We start from the raw sequence: 18,223 nt of genomic DNA on the forward strand, positions 1-18,223 counted from the left end.
GGAGCGGTCACATATTCGGTGTCGTCCCCGCCTAGTGCGCAATTGCGCACGGGGGCGGGGACCCACAACCCCAAGGAGGAGTCGTCGAGCGAGCTGGCAACTCCGAGTCTTCTTCAAACTTCTCCCTGGGGTTATGGGTCCAGGATCGGCGCTCCGCTTCGCGTCGCTTGTCCGGGACGACAGCGGAGTTCGTGGAGACAGCAACAAAAAAGCCCCGGCTTGCGCCGGGGCCTTGATGTCGCAAAACGGACGTTTCGCTTACTTGCTGTCGCGGTTCTTCAGCGCGGTGCCGAGGATGTCGCCCAGCGTCGCACCCGAATCCGAGGAGCCGTACTGCGCGATGGCTTCCTTCTCTTCGGCGACTTCGAGCGCCTTGATCGACACCTGGACCTTGCGGGCCTTCTTGTCGAACTGGATGACGCGGGCATCGACCTTCTCGCCGACGGCGAAGCGTTCGGCGCGCTGGTCGTTGCGGTCACGGGCGAGCTCGGATCGCTTGATGAAGGTGGTGAAGTCGGTACCGGCGATCTTAACCTCGATACCGCTTTCCTTCACTTCGAGCACTTCGCAGGTCACGACCGCACCCTTCTTGACATCGCCCGGCTCGGCGAAGGGATCGCCTTCGAGCTGCTTGATGCCGAGCGAGATGCGCTCCTTCTCGACGTCCACATCGAGCACCACGGCCTTCACCATGTCGCCCTTCTTGTAGTTGTCGATCACCTGCTCGCCCGGAAGCTTCCAGTCGAGATCGGAGAGGTGGACCATGCCGTCGACGTCGCCCTCGAGTCCCAGGAACAGACCGAACTCGGTCTTGTTCTTGACCTCGCCCTCGACCACCGAACCGGTCGGGTGCTTCTCGACGAAGACCTCCCAGGGGTTGCGCATGGTCTGCTTGAGGCCGAGCGAGATGCGGCGCTTGACGGAATCCACTTCCAGCACCTGCACGTCGACTTCCTGCGAGGTCGACACGATCTTGCCGGGGTGCATGTTCTTCTTGGTCCACGACATCTCGGAGACGTGGATCAGGCCTTCGATGCCCGGCTCGAGCTCGACGAACGCACCGTAGTCGGTGATGTTGGTGACGCGGCCGGTGAAGCGGGCACCCAGCGGGTACTTGGCTTCGATGCCCTGCCACGGATCGTCCAGCAGCTGCTTCATGCCCAGCGAGATGCGGTGCGTCTCGTGGTTGATCTTGATGATCTTGACCTTCACGGTCTGGCCGATCGAGAGCACCTCGGTCGGGTGGTTGACGCGGCGCCACGCGATGTCGGTAACGTGCAGAAGGCCGTCGATGCCGCCGAGGTCGACGAACGCACCGTAATCGGTGATGTTCTTGACCACGCCGTCGATGACCTGACCCTCTTCGAGGTTCTGCACCAGCTCCTGGCGCTGCTCGGCCCGGGTCTCTTCGAGCACCGTGCGGCGGGACACGACGATGTTGCCGCGACGGCGGTCCATCTTCAGGATCTGGAACGGCTGCGAGTTGTTCATCAGCGGCGCAACGTCGCGGATCGGACGGATGTCGACCTGCGAGCGCGGCAGGAAGGCCACGGCACCGTCGAGGTCGACGGTGAAGCCGCCCTTGACTTGGTTGAAGATGACGCCGTTGACCTTCTCGTTGTTCTGGAACGCCTTCTCCAGCTTGCCCCAGCTCTCTTCGCGGCGCGCCTTGTCGCGCGACAGCACGGCTTCGCCGAGGGCGTTTTCGATGCGATCGAGGAACACTTCCACCTCGTCGCCGACCTTGAGGTCGCTCTCACGGCCGGGGCCGGAAAATTCGCGAAGGGCAACGCGGCCCTCGGTCTTCAGGCCGACGTCGATGACGGCCATGTCCTTTTCAATTGCAACCACCTTGCCCTTGACGACGGAGCTTTCCTGCAGGTTGCCACCTGCGAAGGACTCGTCGAGCATCGCGGCGAAATCGTCGCGCGACGGGCTATAGGTATCAGCAGAAGTCGAAGCCATTTGTTCTCCAGTTGCGGATGTCTTGCCGGCCGTTGGGTTCATGGGCGCATCGCGCGCGCAGTGTCGGAAGGTCCGCAAGACCTTCGAGCGACCGCTCGTTGCCCCGATCTGGCGACCAGAACAGCGGAAGCGGGCCGGCTGAGGCCCGCGCGTTCGATACGTTGAAAGCTTGTCCGGAACCTGGATCGCGCCGGTCCCGAAACCGGGACGAAGCGTATCGACCTCAAAGAGCGGGAGCGGGCACTTCCTCCAATGACGGCGGCGGCTTAACCCCGCGACCGGCCCGCTCGGACAGCCTCGATAATGTCGATGGCGGCCCGGACGCCGCCTTCTATATCCAGTTGGGAGTTATCTAGCAAGTAAGCATCCGGGGCCGGTTTCAGAGGCGCAATCGGCCGATTCTTGTCACGTTCGTCACGCTGGAGGATGTCGGCGAGCACGGCCGCCTCGTCCGCCTCCTCGCCCCGCGCTTTGGCCTCCATGGTGCGGCGCCGCGCGCGGACCTTGGGGTCGGCGACCACGAAGATCTTCACGTCGGCATGGGGGCAGATCACGGTTCCAATATCGCGGCCGTCGAGCACGGCGCCGGGCGGATCGGCGGCGAACTGGCGCTGGAAATTGACCAGGACCTCGCGAACCCGAGGGATTGCCGAGACGATCGAGGCCCCCTCGCCGGCCTTCTGGGTCTTCAGCGCAGGATTACCGAACTTTTCGGGATCGAGCTCCAACGCGGCCTGCACCGCGGCCGCCTCATCGTTGAGATCGTGCCCCGCCTGCATCAAGGCGTAGGCGACCGCGCGATAGATCACGCCGGTATCGAGATGACGATAGCCGTAATGGTGGGCGAGACGCTTGCCGAGCGTCCCCTTGCCCGAAGCCGCGGGCCCGTCGATGGCGATGATCATGAAAACTCGGCCCCTAGCGAACGCATCATCGGAATGAAATCCGGAAAGCTGGTGGCGATGAAGGCGGTGTCGTCGACGGTCACGGGCTGATCGGAGGCGCAGCCCATCACCAGCGCGGACATCGCGATGCGATGGTCCATATGGGTGGCGACAGTGCCGCCGCCCGGGACGTGGCCGCGACCCCTTACGATCAGATCGTCGCCGGAGACCTCGACCTTGACGCCGTTGACGCGCAGCATGGCGGCGGTGGCTTCAAGCCGGTCGGATTCCTTGACGCGCAGCTCCTGCAGGCCGCGCATGATCGTGGTGCCTTCGGCGAACGACGCCGCCACCGCCAGCACCAGATATTCGTCGATCATCGACGGCGCGCGCTCCGGCGGCACCTCGACGCCGCGCAGCTTCGACGCCCGCACGCGCAAGCGCGCCATCGGCTCGCCGGCATCGCCGCGCACTTCGCTCTCCTCGATGGAGGCGCCCATTTCGCGCAGCGTGGTGAACAGCCCGGTGCGCAGCGGATTGGTCATGACGTCGGACAGCACGACATCGGAGCCCTCCACGATCAGCGCCGCGACGATCGGGAAGGCGGCCGAAGAGGGATCGGCGGGCACCACGACATTGGCGCCATGCAGCTCGGGCTGGCCCACCAGCGTGATGCGGCGGCCGTGCCGGCCTTCCTGGACCGAGGTGATGTCGGCGCCGAAATGCTTCAGCATCAGCTCGGTGTGGTCGCGGCTGGCCTCGGTCTCGATGACCGTGGTGGTGCCGGGAGCGGCGAGGCCCGCCAGCAGCACGGCCGATTTGATCTGGGCCGAGGCGACAGGGGTCTCGTAGACGATCGGCAGGGGGTCGCGCGCGCCCTGGAGGGTCAGCGGCAGGCGCCCGCCCTCGCCGCCGGCGGTGACCCTGGCACCCATCTTTTCCAGGGGATCGAGGATCCGGCGCATCGGACGGCTGCGCAGCGAGGCGTCGCCGTCGAATACCGCCGAAATCGGGCAGCCGGCGACGGCGCCCATGACCAGCCGGCAGCCGGTGCCGGAATTGCCGAAATCCAGTGCTGCCTTGGGCTGGGCCAAGCCTCCGACCCCGACGCCGTTGACGGTCCAGGCGAAATCGCCGGTGCGCTCGACGCTGGCGCCCAGCGCCTGCATCGATTTGGCGGTGTTGAGGACGTCCTCGCCCTCGAGCAGGCCCGAAATCCTGGTCTCGCCGACCGCGAGCGCGCCCAGGATGAGGGCGCGGTGGGAGATCGACTTGTCGCCGGGCACCCGTACTTTCCCGGTCAGGGGACCGCTGGCGCGAGACTGGAGCGGCCTCGGTTGATCGGAATGGGTCAAGATTGTGTCCTTGAATAGGCCCGGTGGGCTGGCGCGCAGGTACCACATGGTCCGCGCCCCGTCACGGGCATGTCGTTCTCCCGTAATGCGCTATTGACAGCGGGCCGCCAACTAGCCAAGTGAAGCACCGCTTTTCAGACATTCCCAGGATTCCTGCCGTGGCCAAGTCCGAACTCGGAACCAAACGTATTTGCCCGACCACGGGCAAGAAGTTCTATGACCTCAACAAGAATCCGGTGATCTCGCCCTATACCGGCGAAGTGGTGCCGATCGCCCCGGTCGCTCCTGCCCGCGGCCCCCGTGCGGCCGAGGCCCGCAACATGGCCCAGGACAACGCGCCGGAGCCGGCGGAGACCGAGGAGTTGGTCTCGCTCGAGGAGGCCGATGCCGAGGAGAACACCGGCAAGGTCAAGGCGGTCGTGCCCGAATCGGAGGACGATATCGAGGTCGACGAGACCCTCGATGACGATGATGACGACGATTCGACCTTCATTGCCGACGAAGAAGAGGGCGATGAGGACGTGACCGACATCATTGGTGATGTCGGCGGTGATGAAGAGACTTGAGATCAGCCCTGATCTGTGAAAAAGGGTGCACCGCGCGAGTCGGAAGGCTCGCCGGTCCGGGGTGATCGACCAGGTTCACTCCGTCTAGGGTTAAGGGGCCATAGCTCAGCTGGGAGAGCGCTTGCATGGCATGCAAGAGGTCGGCGGTTCGATCCCGCCTGGCTCCACCAGCCTTCGCTGGCTTCGCCAGCTACGGCTCGGCAAGCCAGCTCCGCTCCCTCGTGGCGAAGCTAGCGAAGGCTGCCGCGGCGAAGCCCGAAGGGCGAAGCCGGGCTTCAGCAAAACAAGAGCGGGTGTAAGCTCTCCTCGCCTACCGAGGAGTGTGCCCGTGAAGTACGTCTACATCCTTGAGAGCCTTGATTCTCTCCACTTCTATGTCGGGATCACTGACGACCTCCGCGCCCGACTGGCAAAGCACAATGCTGGCGAGGTGCCCCACACTTCGAAATACGGACCTTGGCGGCTCAAGACTTACGTCGCATTCAGCGACGAGAAGCAGGCCGTCGCATTCGAAAAGTACTTGAAGTCAGCATCAGGCCGCTCCTTCGCCAAGAAGCGGCTTTAGCCCCTACTCCCCGATCACCGCATTCAGCCGATCCCTTAACGCCACGATCTCGTCTTTCATCGCGACCAGCTCCGACACCGAGCAGTCCGATGCCGCCAGGATCGATTGCGGCACGCTGCGGGCCTTTTCCTTCAGTGCATGGCCCTGCGGCGTCAGGGCGATCAGAACCTGGCGCTCGTCCTCACGCGAGCGGGTGCGCCTGACGAGATGAGCGGCCTCGAGCCGCTTGAGCAGCGGCGTCAGCGTGCCCGAATCCAGGAACAGCTTCTCGCCGATCTCCTTGACCGGCACGTCGTCGCGCTCCCACAGCACCAGCATGACCAGATATTGCGGATAGGTCAGGCCGAGCCGATCGAGCAGCGGCTTGTAGACGCGGTTAAAGGCGTGCGTAGCGGAATAGACCGCAAAGCAAATCTGGTTGTCGAGACGAAGCGGGTCTACCGCCGTTGATTTCCGGGCCATGAAGAATCCTGCGCGTTTCTCCCATTCTGGTCCCGACCGGCGCCACATTCAATTGCGAACAATTAAATGTGAGGCGCGACGAATTATATTGCGCGCAATCTAATTGTCTGCGATAAAGCTTGCACCCCAACCCGGAAAGACCCGAGGAGACGACAATGTCCGTGAACGTCCTCTACAAGACCAGCGCCAAGGCCACCGGCGGCCGCGACGGCCATGCTGCGACCCTCGACGGCGCGCTCGACGTCAAGCTCACCACGCCGAAGGAGCTCGGCGGTGGCGGCGGCGCTGGCAACAATCCCGAGCAGCTGTTTGCGGCCGGCTATGCCGCCTGCTTCATCGGCGCGATGAAGTTCGTGGCCTCGCAGGGCGGCCCGAAGGTGCCTGCCGACGCCTCGGTCACCTCGACCGTCGGCATCGGCCCGCGCTCCGAGGGCGGCTTCGGCCTCGATATCGACCTCGCGGTCTCGCTGCCGGGCCTTGCCCGCGCAGACGCCGAGGCGCTGGTCGCGAAGGCGCACCAGGTGTGCCCGTACTCCAATGCCACGCGCGGCAATGTCGACGTTCGCCTGACGGTGGTCTGATCGGCAGCGCGGATTGGCTGGCCCGGGATGCCCCTCGGGCCGGCCGCATCCGACTGAATTTGCCACGCTGCGGCATGGCTGCACGGCGGCGCATACGGCTCCACGCTCGGCGCCATTGCTGGCGCAAACAAACCTCGCTAGGCCTGTGATCCAATGATCGACACAGGGGAAGCGAAGGCATGACTGAAGCAGCAACGGGCGCCATGAGCGGACTGCGCGTCATCGATCTCACGCGCGTGCTCGGCGGTCCCTACTGCACCCAGATCCTCGCCGACCACGGCGCCGACGTGATCAAGGTTGAGCCGCCCGCGGGCGACGAGGTGCGCGAATGGGGCCCTCCGTTCCACGAGGAGGATGCGGCCTATTTCGTCGGCATCAACCGCAACAAGCGCTCGATCGGCCTCGACCTCGCCTCCGAGGGCGGCCGAATCGTGCTGCTCAAGATGCTGGAGACCGCCGACGTCCTGATCGAGAATTTCAAGCCGGGCACGCTGGAGAAATGGGGCATCGGCAACGACGTCCTCAGCAAGAAATATCCCCGCCTCGTGCATTGCCGGATCTGCGGCTTCGGCGCCGACGGCCCGCGCGGCGGCAACCCCGGCTACGATGCCATCATCCAGGCCATGACCGGCATGATCGCAGCGACCGGCTCGCCCGAGAGCGGGCCGATGCGGATCGGCGTGCCCTTGGTCGACATCACCACCGGACTTTATGCGGCGATCGGCATCCTGATGGCGCTGTCGGAGCGGCAGCGGTCGGGCAAGGGCCAGTTCCTGGAGACGACGCTGTACGAGACCGGCCTTGCCATCATGCATCCGCACACCGCGAATTATTTCATGCATGGCAAGCCGCCTGGTCTCACCGGCAACGAGCATCCGAACCTCGTGCCTTACGCGATCTTCCCGACCAAGACCGACAACATCTTCATCGGCGTCGGCAATGACGGCACCTTCCGCAAGCTGGCGAAGGAGATCGGCAAGCCCGAGCTCGGCACCGATCCGCGCTTTGCCCGCAACAAGGACCGCATCGCCAATCGCGAGGCACTGCGCGCCGAGCTTGCGGCCGTGTTCAGCCAGCACGAGGCCGAGCCGCTGTGCAACCGCCTGCTCGCGGCCGGCCTGCCTGCAGGTCCCGTGCAGAAGATCGACCAGGCGTTGACCAATCCGCACACGATCGCGCGTGGCGATATTATCGAGAAGGACTGGTACAAGGGCGTTGCCTCGCCGATCCGGCTCGACCGCAGCAAGCCGAGCCTGCGCCGCGTGCCGCCGAAATTCAGCCAGCACGCGGCCGAGGTGCTGGGCGAGTTCGGCTACTCCAAGGCCGAGATCGACGCGATGGTCGAAAAAGGCACGGTCTGCGGTCCCGAGCGGAAACGCTGAGCTAAGGCGAGCGTCAACGGTGGTGCGCTCCCTCTCCCGCTTGCAAGTGGGAGAGGTTCGGAGCCCGCGGCACGATAATGCCTCATCTCAATGCCGCACTGCGGCGCGCGCACGCATGTGCAGCGCGAACGGAGTTGGCTGACGGCTCGGTCTTGGCCTATTTGACGACTTCCCATTTGGCCGCGCTTGCTGCTTTCGTTTCTCCCGCTTACACAGTCATGTGAACGTCATATGGCGCTGCTAGCGCAAGCGCTTCTTTAGTGACGGGCAAGGGAGGTTCTTGATGGCTCTTCGACATTTTGGCACGGCGGCGGCCGTCGCACTCACAATTGGTCTCGGCGCGTCGCCGGCGCTTGCCGTGACCGAAATCCAATGGTGGCACGCGATGACCGGCGCCAACAACGACGTCATCGTCAGGCTCGCCAACGATTTCAACACCACGCAGAGCGACTACAAGGTGATCCCGACCTACAAGGGCAACTACGCCGACACGATGAACGCCGGCATCGCCGCGTTCCGCGCCGGCAACGCGCCGCACATCATGCAGGTGTTCGAGGTCGGCACCGCCACCATGATGGCCGCGACCGGCGCCGTGAAGCCGGTCTACAAGCTGATGGCCGAGACCGGCGAGAAGTTCGATCCGAAGGCCTATCTGCCTGCGATCACCGGCTATTACTCGACCTCGAAGGGCGAGATGCTGTCCTTCCCGTTCAACTCGTCCTCGACCGTGATGTGGGTCAATCTCGACGCACTGAAGAAAGCGAATGTCGAGGTGCCGAAGACCTGGCCCGAAGTGTTCGACGCCGCCAAGAAGCTGAAGGCGGCCGGCCACGCCACCTGCGGCTTCTCCAACTCCTGGGTCACCTGGGTCAATCTCGAGCAGCTCTCCGCCTGGCACAACGTGCCGCTCGCCAGCAAGGCCAACGGCCTCGACGGTTTCGACACCGTGCTGTCCTTCAACGGTCCGCTCCAGGTCAAGCATCTCGAAAATCTGGTCGAGCTCCAGAAGGACAAGACCTACGACTATGCCGGCCGCACCAACACCGGCGAAGGCCGCTTCACGTCGGGCGAATGTCCGCTCTACCTGACCTCGTCCGCGTTCTTCGGCAACGTCAAGGCGCAGGCCAAGTTTGCCTTCACCGCGGTGCCGATGCCCTATTACCCGGACGCTAAGGGCGCGCCGCAGAACTCGATCATCGGCGGTGCCTCGCTCTGGGTAATGGGCGGCAAACCGGCGGACGATTACAAGGGCGTCGCCAAATTCTTCTCCTTCCTCTCGGACACCGATCGCCAAGTCTACATCCACAAGGCCTCGGGCTATCTGCCGATCACCAAGGCGGCCTATGAGAAGGCCAAGGCGGATGGCTTCTACAAGGATCAGCCCTATCTGGAGACGCCGCTGCTCGAGCTGACCAACAAGGAGCCGACCGAGAATTCGCGCGGCCTGCGCCTCGGCAACATGGTGCAGCTCCGTGACGTCTGGGCGGAGGAGATCGAGCAGGCGCTGGCCGGCAAGAAGACCGCCAAGCAGGCGCTGGACGCGGCCGTCGAGCGCGGCAACACCATGCTGCGCCAGTTCGAAAAGACCGCCGTGAAGTAAGGCGACAAGCGGCAGGCCGGTCCCCCGGCCTGCCGCGCTGGGGCATCATGCAAAAGCAAGCCATTTTCCAATCGAAGCTGTTGCCCTATGCGCTGGTTGCGCCGCAACTCGCGATCGTCCTGATTTTCTTCTACTGGCCGGCCTTGCAGGCGATGATCCAGTCGTTCCTGCTGCAGGACGCCTTCGGCCTGTCGACCAGCTTCGTCTGGTTCGAGAACTATATCGAGCTGTTCAAGGAGCCCGCCTATTTCGAGGCGATCCTGCGCACCTTCTTCTTCTCATTCGCGATCGCGGTGTCGTCGCTGTCGTTCGCGCTGCTGCTGGCCGTGATGGCAGACAAGCCGCTGCGCGGCTCGATGCTCTACCGCACGCTGCTGATCTGGCCCTATGCGGTGGCGCCGCCGGTCGTCGGCGTGCTCTGGATCTTCATGCTGCACCCCTCGCTCGGCGTGCTCTCGCGCTACCTGCGGGCGCTGGGCATCGACTGGAATCCACTGCTCGACGGCGACCAGGCCGCAGCGCTGATCATCCTGGCCGCCGCCTGGAAGCAGATCTCCTACAACTTCCTGTTCTTCCTCGCCGGCCTGCAGAGCATCCCCAGAAGCGTGATCGAGGCGGCTGCGATCGACGGCGCCCGCCCGATGCGCAGGTTCTGGACCGTGATCTTCCCGCTGCTGTCGCCGACCATCTTCTTCCTCCTGGTCGTCAACATCGTCTACGCCTTCTTCGACACGTTCGGCATCATCGACACCATGACCCGGGGCGGCCCCGGCAAGTCGACGGAGACGCTGGTCTACAAAGTCTATACCGACGGCCTGCTCGGCGGAAACCTCGGCAGCTCCGCGGCGCAATCGGTGATCCTGATGATCATGGTGATCGTGCTGACGGGCATCCAGTTCCGCTTCGTCGAACGCAAGGTGACCTACTGATGGTCGAGGAAGAAGGCTTTCGGCGCTACATTGCCCATATCATCCTCTGGATCGGGATCGCGATCGTCGCCTTCCCGGTCTATCTCGCCTTCGTGGCGTCCACCCAGGACAACGCGGTGATCGCCAACGGGCAGATGTCGTTGCTGCCCGGGGGTCATTTCTTCCAGACCTACTACCAGACCATCTTCGTCGGCACGAGCGGCTCCACCCGCGAGCCGGTCGGCAACATGATGCTGAACTCGCTGGTGATGGCGCTGCTGATCGCGCTGGGCAAGATCGCGGTCTCGATCATCTCGGCCTATGCGATCGTGTATTTCCGCTTCCCGTTCCGGATGGCGCTGTTCTGGCTGATCTTCATCACGCTGATGCTGCCGGTCGAAGTCCGCATCTATCCGACCTACAAGATCGTCGCCGACCTGCACATGCTCGACAGCTATGCCGGCCTGTCGCTGCCGCTGATCGCATCGGCCACCGCGACGCTGCTGTTCCGCCAGTTTTTCATGACCGTGCCGGACGAGCTGCTGGAGGCCTCGCGCATCGACGGCGCCGGCCCCTTCCGCTTCTTCTGGGATACGCTCTTGCCGCTGTCGCGCACCAACATGGCGGCGCTGTTCGTGATCCTGTTCATCCTCGGTTGGAATCAATATCTCTGGCCGCTCTTGATCACCACGCGCGACGACATGCAGACCATCCAGATCGGCATCCGCAAGATGATCACCACCACCGACGCGCTGACCGAATGGCCGATCGTGATGGCAACCGCCGTGCTGGCCATGCTGCCGCCGGTGTTCGTCGTCGTCGCCATGCAGAAATTGTTCGTGCGCGGCCTGGTCGAGACGGAAAAGTGAAGATGGCGAATAGTGAATGGCGAGTGGCGAATGGGGTCGCTGCGTCCGCCTTGCGTGCTAACAAGTCTCCATTCGCCATTCCCTACTCGCTACTCGCCGGTGCAACCCATGGCTAACGTCACCCTGCGCAGCGTCCGCAAGACCTATCCCGGCGGCTTCGAGGCCATCAAGGGCGTCGACGTCGATGTCGGCGACGGACAGTTCTGCGTGCTGGTCGGCCCCTCCGGCTGCGGCAAGTCCACGCTGCTGCGCATGGTCGCGGGGCTGGAGACGGTCACCGGCGGCGAGATCGACATCGGCGGCCGCGTCGTCAACGGAGTAGAGCCCGCCGATCGCGACATCGCGATGGTGTTCCAGAACTACGCGCTCTATCCGCATATGAGCGTCTACAACAACATGGCCTATGGCCTGCGCAACCGCGGCATGGCCGAGGCCGAGATCAAGACCCGCGTCGAGGAAGCCGCGCGCGTGCTCGAGCTCTCCGCCATGCTAGAGCGCAAGCCGCGCCAGCTCTCCGGCGGCCAGCGCCAGCGCGTCGCCATGGGCCGCGCCATCGTGCGCCAGCCGAAGGTGTTCTTGTTCGACGAGCCGCTGTCCAACCTCGACGCCAAGCTGCGCATCGCGATGCGGGTCGAGATCCGCAAATTGCAGCGCCGGCTCAACACGACGTCGATCTACGTCACCCATGACCAGCTCGAGGCGATGACGCTGGCTGACATCCTCGTGGTGATGAACGGCGGCCAGGTCGAGCAGGTCGGCAATCCGCTTGATATCTACGAGAAACCGGCGACGACCTTCGTCGCCTCCTTCATCGGCGCGCCGCCGATGAACCTGATGTCGACGCGGCCCGAGGAAATCCGGTCGCAGCTCGCCGGCAGCGCCGCGGCCGATGCCGGCATCGTCGGAATCCGCCCGGAGGATTTCGTCATCACCGACGAGACGCCGGCCGGCGGCCTCGCCCTGCCGCTCACCGTCGAAGCCATCGAGCGCGTCGGCGCCGAGACCTTCGTCTACGGCTCCCGCGAGCAGGAGGACCAGCGCGTCGCCGCCACGCCCGGCGAGCTGCCGCCCGGCGAGGTCATCGTCCGCATTCCCGGAACCCAAGCGCCCGCCATCGGCGCGAGAATCCGTGTCGCGGCGGTGCGGGCGAAGCTGCATCTGTTCAGTGACGACGGGCGGACGCGGCTCAAGGGCTGAGCAGCTCCGGGGCCCGACGACAAAGGTGCGAAAACAACCCCATGCACAGTAGAAGGGGCTCTGTTTTCGTTGGGATAAATCGCCTCGCACGACGCGTCATGCCAACATGACGAACCAGGCGCTCGGGCTTGGCGGAAAGTGGCCCGTCCACAGCCTCTCCCGCTACCTGCTTGAACCCACAGGGGAACATGCCCATATTGCTGATCAAGGGGCGCCGCTCGCGGGCCCTGATGCACCAAAGTCGCTTTCTGCGAGGACTTTGTAAACTATGTCTCGTGTTCCAACGCTCTCCAGTCCCTTCCTGCTGGGCTTCGACGAGATCGAGCGCGTGCTCGATCGGGTCGTCAAAGGCGCCGACGGTTATCCTCCCTACAATATCGAGAGGTGCGACCGCACGGACGGCCAGCCCGAGCGTTTGCGCATCACGCTGGCGGTCGCCGGATTTACGCGCGACCAACTCGATGTAACCATTGAGGAAAACCAGCTCGTGATCCGCGGGCGGCAGCAGGACGACAAGACCCGGCAATACATCCATCGCGGCATCGCCGCGCGCCACTTCCAGCGCACCTTCGTGCTGGCGGAGGGGATGCTGGTGCTGGGTGCGGATCTGAAGAACGGGCTGTTGTCGATCGATCTGGCCCGGCCTGAACCGGAGCGGATCGTTAAGACAATCGCTATCAATGAGCACGAATAATGGAACGAGTAGCGGACTCGACCGCTTAGTGTTCCAGAGGAGTCGAGACCATGAGTGAAGGTCACGTTGCGTTCGAATACGAAGCCAAGAACGTCTCTCCGGAGACGCTGGCAACCCTGGGCGAAGGCCATATCGCCTATGTGAAACAGATCCGCTCCGAGGACGTGCCGGGCCTGTTCCCCGAGGCACCCAAGATCGCGCCGGGCCTCAAGCTTTTCGCGCTCCATGCCGCCGACGGCACGCCCATCATGCTGACCGACAGCCGAGAAGCTGCGATCGCCAACGCCTGGAGCAACGAGCTGCAAGCGGTGAGCGTGCACTAAAGCGCGCGCGTCGCACGAATAGGGTTTCAAACGGGCATGCCTTCGCAAGAAGGCGTGCCCGTTTTCATTTGGGCGGCGAGGTATTCGCGTCGCCATCGCCAGCCGACGGGAATTCGGTGACGTCCCCGCCCGCGTGCGGCGGGGCAATCGCATGTGACTTGTGGCGGCGGTCTGCGCGCACGCCTCGTCCTTCGAGACGGCGCTGACGCGCCTCCTCAGGATGAGGCTAATCAGCGTCAGGTCCCGTTGCTGCCGCGCACTCCGACCTCATCCTGAGGAGCCCGCCTCCAGCGGGCGTCTCGAAGGATGGCCGCAGGAAAAACTCTCAAATGCGATATCGCTGGCGTGCGGGCGGCCTTGGCTCTTGCACGCACGAGACCGTCATCAATCCGTGATTTGACATTTAGTTCGGGTTTGTCAAATCTGACAAAATGCAGGCCAAGGCCCCTCCCCAGGACCGGATCCTCGACGGTGCCTTGCGCGTGTTCCGGCGCCACGGCTTCCGCCGCTCCTCGATCGAGCTGGCGGCGGAGGAAGCCGGACTGACGCGGCAGGCGCTCTATCATCACTTCGCCTCCAAGGAGGCGCTGTTTCGCGCCGTGCTCGAGCGGATCTACGCGCAGGGGCTCGCTGCCGAAATCGCGGCAGCGAAGGCGGCGGAAGAAGCGGGCCTCGATCTTGCCGACATCCTGGTCGCCGAGATCGGCGCGCGAATGCAGTCGCTCCTCGCCTCGCTCAAGGATTCGCCCCATACCGAGGAGCTGTTTTCCGAGCACCTCGCGCAGGCGCGCGACCTCTACCAGAGCTATTCCAGCCGTTTCGCCGACGAGATCGCAACAACGATCGCGCGGGTGTGCCGCAAGCGAAAGCTCAGGCTCGAAAGCGGCATCAGCGTGCGCGAGCTCGCGCGCTGCGTCGAGATGGCGATCCACGGCGCCAAATCCGCCTTCCCTTCCATGCAGCCGGTCGACGCGTTCCTGAAACAGCTCGAGACCATGCTGCGCATGCTGATCGCCGGCGCGATGGCGCCGGCCGCAAAGAAGTCCCAACGCAAAACGGGAGTTCGAAAATGACCAGCACGACCATCAATGGACGGCCTCTGGCGCTGCCCGACGATCCGGATGCGCTCTTGATCGACGTGATCCGCGATGGCGGCCTCACCGGCACCAAACTCGTCTGCGGCTCCGGCGTCTGCGGCGCCTGCACCGTGCTGCTCGACGGCACGCCGGTCGTGAGCTGCCTGTTGCCGGCGCAGGCGGCCGCGGGCAAATCGCTGACGACCATCGAGGGCGTCGGGGCGGCCGGATTGCATCCGGTGCAGAAGGCGTTCATGGCGCACGACGCCCTGCAATGCGGCTTCTGCACACCCGGCTTCGTCGTCGAAGCCGCCGCCTTCCATGACGGCTGGCGCGCGACCAAGGGCGCGGCGACACCCTCGCGCGAGGAGATCGCCGCCGCGCTATCGGGACATCTCTGCCGCTGCGGCGCCTATGAAGGCATCTATCGCGCCGTCGCCGAAGCATGCTCGGGCCGCTTCGACGGTAACGAGCCCATCGCGCCGCGGCTGGAAGCCCGCGACAAGGTGACGGGACTGGCCCGCTACGCCGTCGACGTCCACCATGACGGACAGCTCGAAGGCGTCATCCTGCGCGCGCACGTCGCGCATGCGAGGATCACCGGGCTTGATCTGGCGCCGGCCCGCGCCATTGCCGGTGTTGCCGCGGTCGTTCCGCTGCTCGACGACGACAACATGGTCCGCTTCGTCGGCGCGCCGATTGCAGCCGTCGCGGCCAAGGATCGCCGCACCGCACTGCAGGCCATCGCCGCGATCAGCTTCAAGCCCGAGCCTTTGCCCGCTGTGATCGGGCTCGATGCAGCGCGACGCGACGATGCACCGGTCGTGTTCGAAAAGAAGGACCGCAAGCGTGCCGGCAACGTGTCCGAGGGCGCAGGCGGCGCTCCGGTGTCGTGGAAGGGCAATGTGCGCGGGCCCTCGGCGCCGTTCTCGCAGAAAGCCAAGCGCGCCAAGAGCTGGCTTGACGAGGCGCGCCAGCAACGCAATCCGCTGCTGGTCGAGGAGACCTTTCGCGTCTCGACGCAACAGCACGCAAGCCTCGAACCACATGCCGCCGTGGCCAGGTTCGATGGCGATCAGCTCATTGTGCACATCTCGACCCAGGCCATCCACGAGAGCATGGAGAAGCTCGCCAAGCGTTATGGCCTTCCGCACGACAAGGTGCGTGTGATCGCCGATCATGTCGGCGGCGGATTCGGCTCCAAAGGCAGCGTTGGGCTGGAGACCATCGCCGCGATCGAGCTTGCGCGCGCCGCGAAAGCGCCGGTGCGCGTCGCCTTCGATCGTGAAGAGGAGCTTTCCGTCACCGGCTATCGTCCGGCCGCCGAGCTGAAGCTGTCCTTGCTGCCTTCTGCGGAAGGCCGCCTCAAGGCGCTGTCGCTCACTGCCCATGCAGACACCGGCGCCGCCGTGAACTCGCTGATCGCGGGCCTGGCGCGGCTGATCTATCCGGCCGAAGCAAAGGAGCTCGTCGACTTCGACGTGCTCAGCAATTTGCCGCCCGGCGCGCCGTTCCGCGGCCCCGGCGGTCCGCCGATGTCGTTTGCGCTGGAGCAGGCGGTCGACGAGGCGGCGCTGCGCATGAAGATGGATCCGATTCAGCTGCGCAAGCTCTGGGACCCCGATCCCAACCGCCAGCGACTGTACGACTGGGCTGCCGGCCTCGACGTCTGGAAGAGCCGCAAGCCAGCCGCATCGCAGACCGGCCGCTACCGGCAAGGCGTCGGCGTCGCCACCGGTTACTGGCTCTATCTCTGGCAGACCGGCTCCTCGGTCGAACTCGCGATCAAGGGCGGCCGCATCGTCGCAAGCTGCGCGGTCCAGGATATCGGCACGGGCACACGCAGCGTGATCGCCAACACCGTCGCGAAGGCGTTCGATCTCGAGCCGCATGATGTGGACGTTCGCATCGGCCGCTCCAGCCTGCCGCGCGGACCGGGCTCCGGCGGCAGCCGCGTCACCGCCTCGGTGGTGCCGCCGACCTTGCTCGCCATCGACAAGCTGAAAGCGGAAATCAGGCGCACCGCCTCTCGCACACCTGCTCCGGGCTCGAACGCGCCGTGGCGCGAGATGATCGCGGCTTCTCCTGATATCGCCGTGTCGGCCAAGCGCCAGGAGGACGGCAAGCCGCCGCCCGGCGTCAGGCCCGCGCTGCACGAGGCGGGCATCATGGGCCGGGTGTTCGGTTGGGTGCTGCGTCTGATGAGCCACATGGTGGTCGGCGCCGGCGTGCCGAGCTCGGTGCAGGTGATGGAAGTCGAGGTCGACACCTGGCTCGGCCATGTGCGCGTGCTCAACGCCTATACGGGCCTCGCGGTCGGCAAGCTCGCCGCGCCGGCGCTGGCGCGAAGCCAGGCCGCGGGCGCGGTGATCCAGGGCATCGGCTACGCACTCTATGAGACGCGGGAGACCGATCCTTCGAGCGGCCACATCTTGAGCGGCAGCATGGAGGATTACCGCATTCCGGGGATCGCCGACATGCCGAAACTGGACGTGCATTTCGACGAAGCCGGTTTCGAGCATGTGCCGGGCGGCAGCGTCGGCATCGGCGAAGTCGCCACCGTGCCGACCTCGCCCGCGATCGCCAACGCCATCCGCGATGCGATCGGCGTGAGACTGACTGAAATTCCGTTCCGGCCCGATCGTCTTGTGGCCGCGCTGAAAGGGAGGGATGCAGCATGAGTGTCGCCGTCATCACCGCCAATCCCACGCCTGAATTCCGCGCCGGAGGCACCGACTTCAGCGAACGCCGCCGCAGCGGGGTGTCGCAGGGAATGCTGATCGATATCTCGACCAGCGGCGACAAGACGATCAGCTGGGGAGCCGATGGAGCGGCCCGGATCGGCGCGCTCGCCACCATCGCCACGATCGCGACCGACGCTCGCATCCTCGCCGTTTATCCCGGCATTGCGGCGAGCGCGCAGGGACTCGCCACGCCACAGGTGCGCAACGTTGCCACGCTCGGCGGCAATCTCGCGCAGCGTTCACGCTGCTGGTATTTCCGCCGGGCCGACATCGATTGCCTGAAGAAAGGCGGCAGCACCTGCCCTGCCCGTTCCGGCAATCATCTCTATGGCGTTGCCTTCGATCTCGGACCGTGCATCGCGCCGCATCCCTCGACCATGGCGGCGGCTCTGCTCGCCTATGATGCGACCATCACCACGGACCGGCGCAGCGGATTGACGATTAGCGGTCTCCTCGGCGACGGCTCGGTCGCGCACGCCGATCATACACTCGCAGCAGGCGAGATGATCAAGAACATTGCGCTTCCTGCTCCGCTCGAGGGCGAGCGCGCTTCCTACAAGCGGGCGATCAGCCGGACCTATGCGGAATGGCCGCTGGTGGAACTCTGCGCCCGCGTCGTGATCGCCGGCGGCAAGTTCCAGCTGGTGCGTCTCGCTGCCGGCGGCGTCGCGCCCGTGCCGCTTCGCCTCACCGCCGTGGAAGTCCAGCTCAGCGGCAAGCTTGCCAATGCGGCATCGATCGCAGAGGCGGCGAAAGCGGCGAGCTCGGGTGCCAAGCCATTGCCGATGACGGCCTACAAGCTCGATCTCCTGCAAGGGCTGGTGCGCGACGTGCTGGAGCGGCTTTCGGGCTAAAGCGCGATGAGATGAGGCTTGATCACGCAACGACGGAGGTGCCCTCCCTCTCCCGCTTGCGGGAGAGGGTTGGGGAGAGGGTGCTTCCGCAATGGGACAATCCCCAAGGGGAGAAAGCCCTCACCCGCGCCTTCGGCGCGACCTCTCCCGCAAGCGGGAGAGGTTGCACCGAGCCCGTGGCGATCGATGCAACCTACA

General features: G+C 64.9%; 17 protein-coding genes and 1 tRNA gene. 14 read left to right on the top strand and 4 right to left on the bottom strand.

Going from position 1 to position 18,223, the window contains the following annotated elements; translation table 11 throughout:
* Positions 1–258: 258 nt before the first annotated feature.
* From rpsA to aroA, 3 genes are all read right to left on the bottom strand, one after another.
* Positions 259–1,965, bottom strand: coding sequence for a 30S ribosomal protein S1 (rpsA, locus tag ACTEK7_RS13190; RefSeq protein ID WP_036009120.1), 1,707 nt, complete (start codon positions 1,963–1,965; stop codon positions 259–261).
* A 266-nt stretch (positions 1,966–2,231) separates the two neighbouring features.
* Positions 2,232–2,870 carry a (d)CMP kinase gene (gene cmk / locus ACTEK7_RS13195; protein WP_036009123.1) on the bottom strand — a complete coding sequence of 213 codons (639 nt, stop codon included), beginning with the start codon at positions 2,868–2,870 and terminating at the stop codon, positions 2,232–2,234.
* Positions 2,867–4,204 (bottom strand): 3-phosphoshikimate 1-carboxyvinyltransferase, encoded by a 1,338-nt coding sequence (gene aroA / locus ACTEK7_RS13200; RefSeq protein ID WP_225148348.1) that lies wholly within the window; start codon positions 4,202–4,204, stop codon positions 2,867–2,869. The genes cmk and aroA overlap by 4 nt, the downstream gene beginning before the upstream one ends.
* Before the next feature lie 158 nt (positions 4,205–4,362).
* Between aroA and ACTEK7_RS13205 the strand changes: the two genes are divergently transcribed.
* The 3 genes from ACTEK7_RS13205 to ACTEK7_RS13215 all read left to right on the top strand — a co-directional run bounded on the left by ACTEK7_RS13205 (position 4,363) and on the right by ACTEK7_RS13215 (position 5,335).
* Positions 4,363–4,770, top strand: coding sequence for a TIGR02300 family protein (locus ACTEK7_RS13205; protein ID WP_036009126.1), 408 nt, complete (start codon positions 4,363–4,365; stop codon positions 4,768–4,770).
* A gap of 94 nt (positions 4,771–4,864) precedes the next feature.
* Positions 4,865–4,940: transfer RNA gene (locus ACTEK7_RS13210), tRNA-Ala, on the top strand.
* Positions 4,941–5,098: 158 nt separating this feature from the next.
* Complete coding sequence (locus ACTEK7_RS13215; protein WP_225142425.1) at positions 5,099–5,335, top strand: GIY-YIG nuclease family protein; 237 nt, start codon at positions 5,099–5,101, stop codon at positions 5,333–5,335.
* A gap of 3 nt (positions 5,336–5,338) precedes the next feature.
* Here the strand turns inward: ACTEK7_RS13215 and ACTEK7_RS13220 are convergent, their stop codons facing one another.
* Complete coding sequence (locus ACTEK7_RS13220; RefSeq protein WP_074447577.1) at positions 5,339–5,797, bottom strand: MarR family winged helix-turn-helix transcriptional regulator; 459 nt, start codon at positions 5,795–5,797, stop codon at positions 5,339–5,341.
* Between the two features lie 155 nt (positions 5,798–5,952).
* Here ACTEK7_RS13220 and ACTEK7_RS13225 point away from each other — a divergent pair, with 155 nt between their 5' ends.
* The 11 genes from ACTEK7_RS13225 (at position 5,953) to ACTEK7_RS13275 (ending at position 18,025) form a co-directional block, all read left to right on the top strand.
* Positions 5,953–6,378 carry an organic hydroperoxide resistance protein gene (locus ACTEK7_RS13225; RefSeq protein ID WP_036009140.1) on the top strand — a complete coding sequence of 142 codons (426 nt, stop codon included), beginning with the start codon at positions 5,953–5,955 and terminating at the stop codon, positions 6,376–6,378.
* A gap of 179 nt (positions 6,379–6,557) precedes the next feature.
* Positions 6,558–7,760, top strand: a complete 1,203-nt coding sequence (locus tag ACTEK7_RS13230; RefSeq protein WP_036009143.1) for a CaiB/BaiF CoA transferase family protein — start codon at positions 6,558–6,560, stop codon at positions 7,758–7,760.
* A gap of 283 nt (positions 7,761–8,043) precedes the next feature.
* On the top strand, positions 8,044–9,360 hold the full coding sequence (gene ugpB, locus ACTEK7_RS13235; RefSeq protein ID WP_036009146.1) for a sn-glycerol-3-phosphate ABC transporter substrate-binding protein UgpB: 1,317 nt from the start codon (positions 8,044–8,046) through the stop codon (positions 9,358–9,360).
* 47 nt (positions 9,361–9,407) lie between these two features.
* Positions 9,408–10,289: a sn-glycerol-3-phosphate ABC transporter permease UgpA gene (gene ugpA / locus ACTEK7_RS13240; protein WP_036009149.1), complete on the top strand. Its 882-nt coding sequence runs from the start codon at positions 9,408–9,410 to the stop codon at positions 10,287–10,289.
* Positions 10,289–11,137 (top strand): sn-glycerol-3-phosphate ABC transporter permease UgpE, encoded by an 849-nt coding sequence (ugpE, locus tag ACTEK7_RS13245; protein WP_036024416.1) that lies wholly within the window; start codon positions 10,289–10,291, stop codon positions 11,135–11,137. Before ugpA ends, ugpE begins: the two co-directional genes overlap by 1 nt.
* Positions 11,138–11,245: 108 nt before the next feature.
* Complete coding sequence (locus tag ACTEK7_RS13250; protein WP_109141873.1) at positions 11,246–12,334, top strand: sn-glycerol-3-phosphate import ATP-binding protein UgpC; 1,089 nt, start codon at positions 11,246–11,248, stop codon at positions 12,332–12,334.
* A 268-nt stretch (positions 12,335–12,602) separates the two neighbouring features.
* Positions 12,603–13,028: an Hsp20 family protein gene (locus tag ACTEK7_RS13255; protein WP_024338612.1), complete on the top strand. Its 426-nt coding sequence runs from the start codon at positions 12,603–12,605 to the stop codon at positions 13,026–13,028.
* A gap of 50 nt (positions 13,029–13,078) precedes the next feature.
* Positions 13,079–13,351, top strand: a complete 273-nt coding sequence (locus ACTEK7_RS13260) for a BQ00720 family protein (protein ID WP_007598581.1) — start codon at positions 13,079–13,081, stop codon at positions 13,349–13,351.
* 431 nt (positions 13,352–13,782) lie between these two features.
* Complete coding sequence (locus ACTEK7_RS13265; protein ID WP_225148349.1) at positions 13,783–14,424, top strand: TetR/AcrR family transcriptional regulator; 642 nt, start codon at positions 13,783–13,785, stop codon at positions 14,422–14,424.
* Complete coding sequence (locus ACTEK7_RS13270) at positions 14,421–17,108, top strand: molybdopterin-dependent oxidoreductase (RefSeq protein WP_225148350.1); 2,688 nt, start codon at positions 14,421–14,423, stop codon at positions 17,106–17,108. The genes ACTEK7_RS13265 and ACTEK7_RS13270 overlap by 4 nt, the downstream gene beginning before the upstream one ends.
* Positions 17,105–18,025, top strand: a complete 921-nt coding sequence (locus ACTEK7_RS13275) for an FAD binding domain-containing protein (protein WP_225148351.1) — start codon at positions 17,105–17,107, stop codon at positions 18,023–18,025. Before ACTEK7_RS13270 ends, ACTEK7_RS13275 begins: the two co-directional genes overlap by 4 nt.
* Positions 18,026–18,223 lie beyond the last annotated feature (198 nt).

The organism is Bradyrhizobium sp. JHI2711 (genome assembly GCF_056156565.1).

Bases quoted from the DNA above. Each gene is read 5' to 3' on its own strand.
- ACTEK7_RS13230 (WP_036009143.1), top strand. From the start codon at position 6,558: ATGACTGAAGCAGCAACGGGCGCCATGAGCGGACTGCGCGTCATCGAT.
- ACTEK7_RS13225 (WP_036009140.1), top strand. From the start codon at position 5,953: ATGTCCGTGAACGTCCTCTACAAGACCAGCGCCAAGGCCACCGGCGGC.
- ugpB (WP_036009146.1), top strand. From the start codon at position 8,044: ATGGCTCTTCGACATTTTGGCACGGCGGCGGCCGTCGCACTCACAATT.
- ACTEK7_RS13255 (WP_024338612.1), top strand. From the start codon at position 12,603: ATGTCTCGTGTTCCAACGCTCTCCAGTCCCTTCCTGCTGGGCTTCGAC.
- ugpE (WP_036024416.1), top strand. From the start codon at position 10,289: ATGGTCGAGGAAGAAGGCTTTCGGCGCTACATTGCCCATATCATCCTC.
- ACTEK7_RS13250 (WP_109141873.1), top strand. From the start codon at position 11,246: ATGGCTAACGTCACCCTGCGCAGCGTCCGCAAGACCTATCCCGGCGGC.
- ACTEK7_RS13265 (WP_225148349.1), top strand. From the start codon at position 13,783: ATGCAGGCCAAGGCCCCTCCCCAGGACCGGATCCTCGACGGTGCCTTG.
- ACTEK7_RS13275 (WP_225148351.1), top strand. From the start codon at position 17,105: ATGAGTGTCGCCGTCATCACCGCCAATCCCACGCCTGAATTCCGCGCC.
- cmk (WP_036009123.1), bottom strand. From the start codon at position 2,870: ATGATCATCGCCATCGACGGGCCCGCGGCTTCGGGCAAGGGGACGCTC.
- ACTEK7_RS13260 (WP_007598581.1), top strand. From the start codon at position 13,079: ATGAGTGAAGGTCACGTTGCGTTCGAATACGAAGCCAAGAACGTCTCT.
- ugpA (WP_036009149.1), top strand. From the start codon at position 9,408: ATGCAAAAGCAAGCCATTTTCCAATCGAAGCTGTTGCCCTATGCGCTG.
- ACTEK7_RS13220 (WP_074447577.1), bottom strand. From the start codon at position 5,797: ATGGCCCGGAAATCAACGGCGGTAGACCCGCTTCGTCTCGACAACCAG.
- rpsA (WP_036009120.1), bottom strand. From the start codon at position 1,965: ATGGCTTCGACTTCTGCTGATACCTATAGCCCGTCGCGCGACGATTTC.
- ACTEK7_RS13270 (WP_225148350.1), top strand. From the start codon at position 14,421: ATGACCAGCACGACCATCAATGGACGGCCTCTGGCGCTGCCCGACGAT.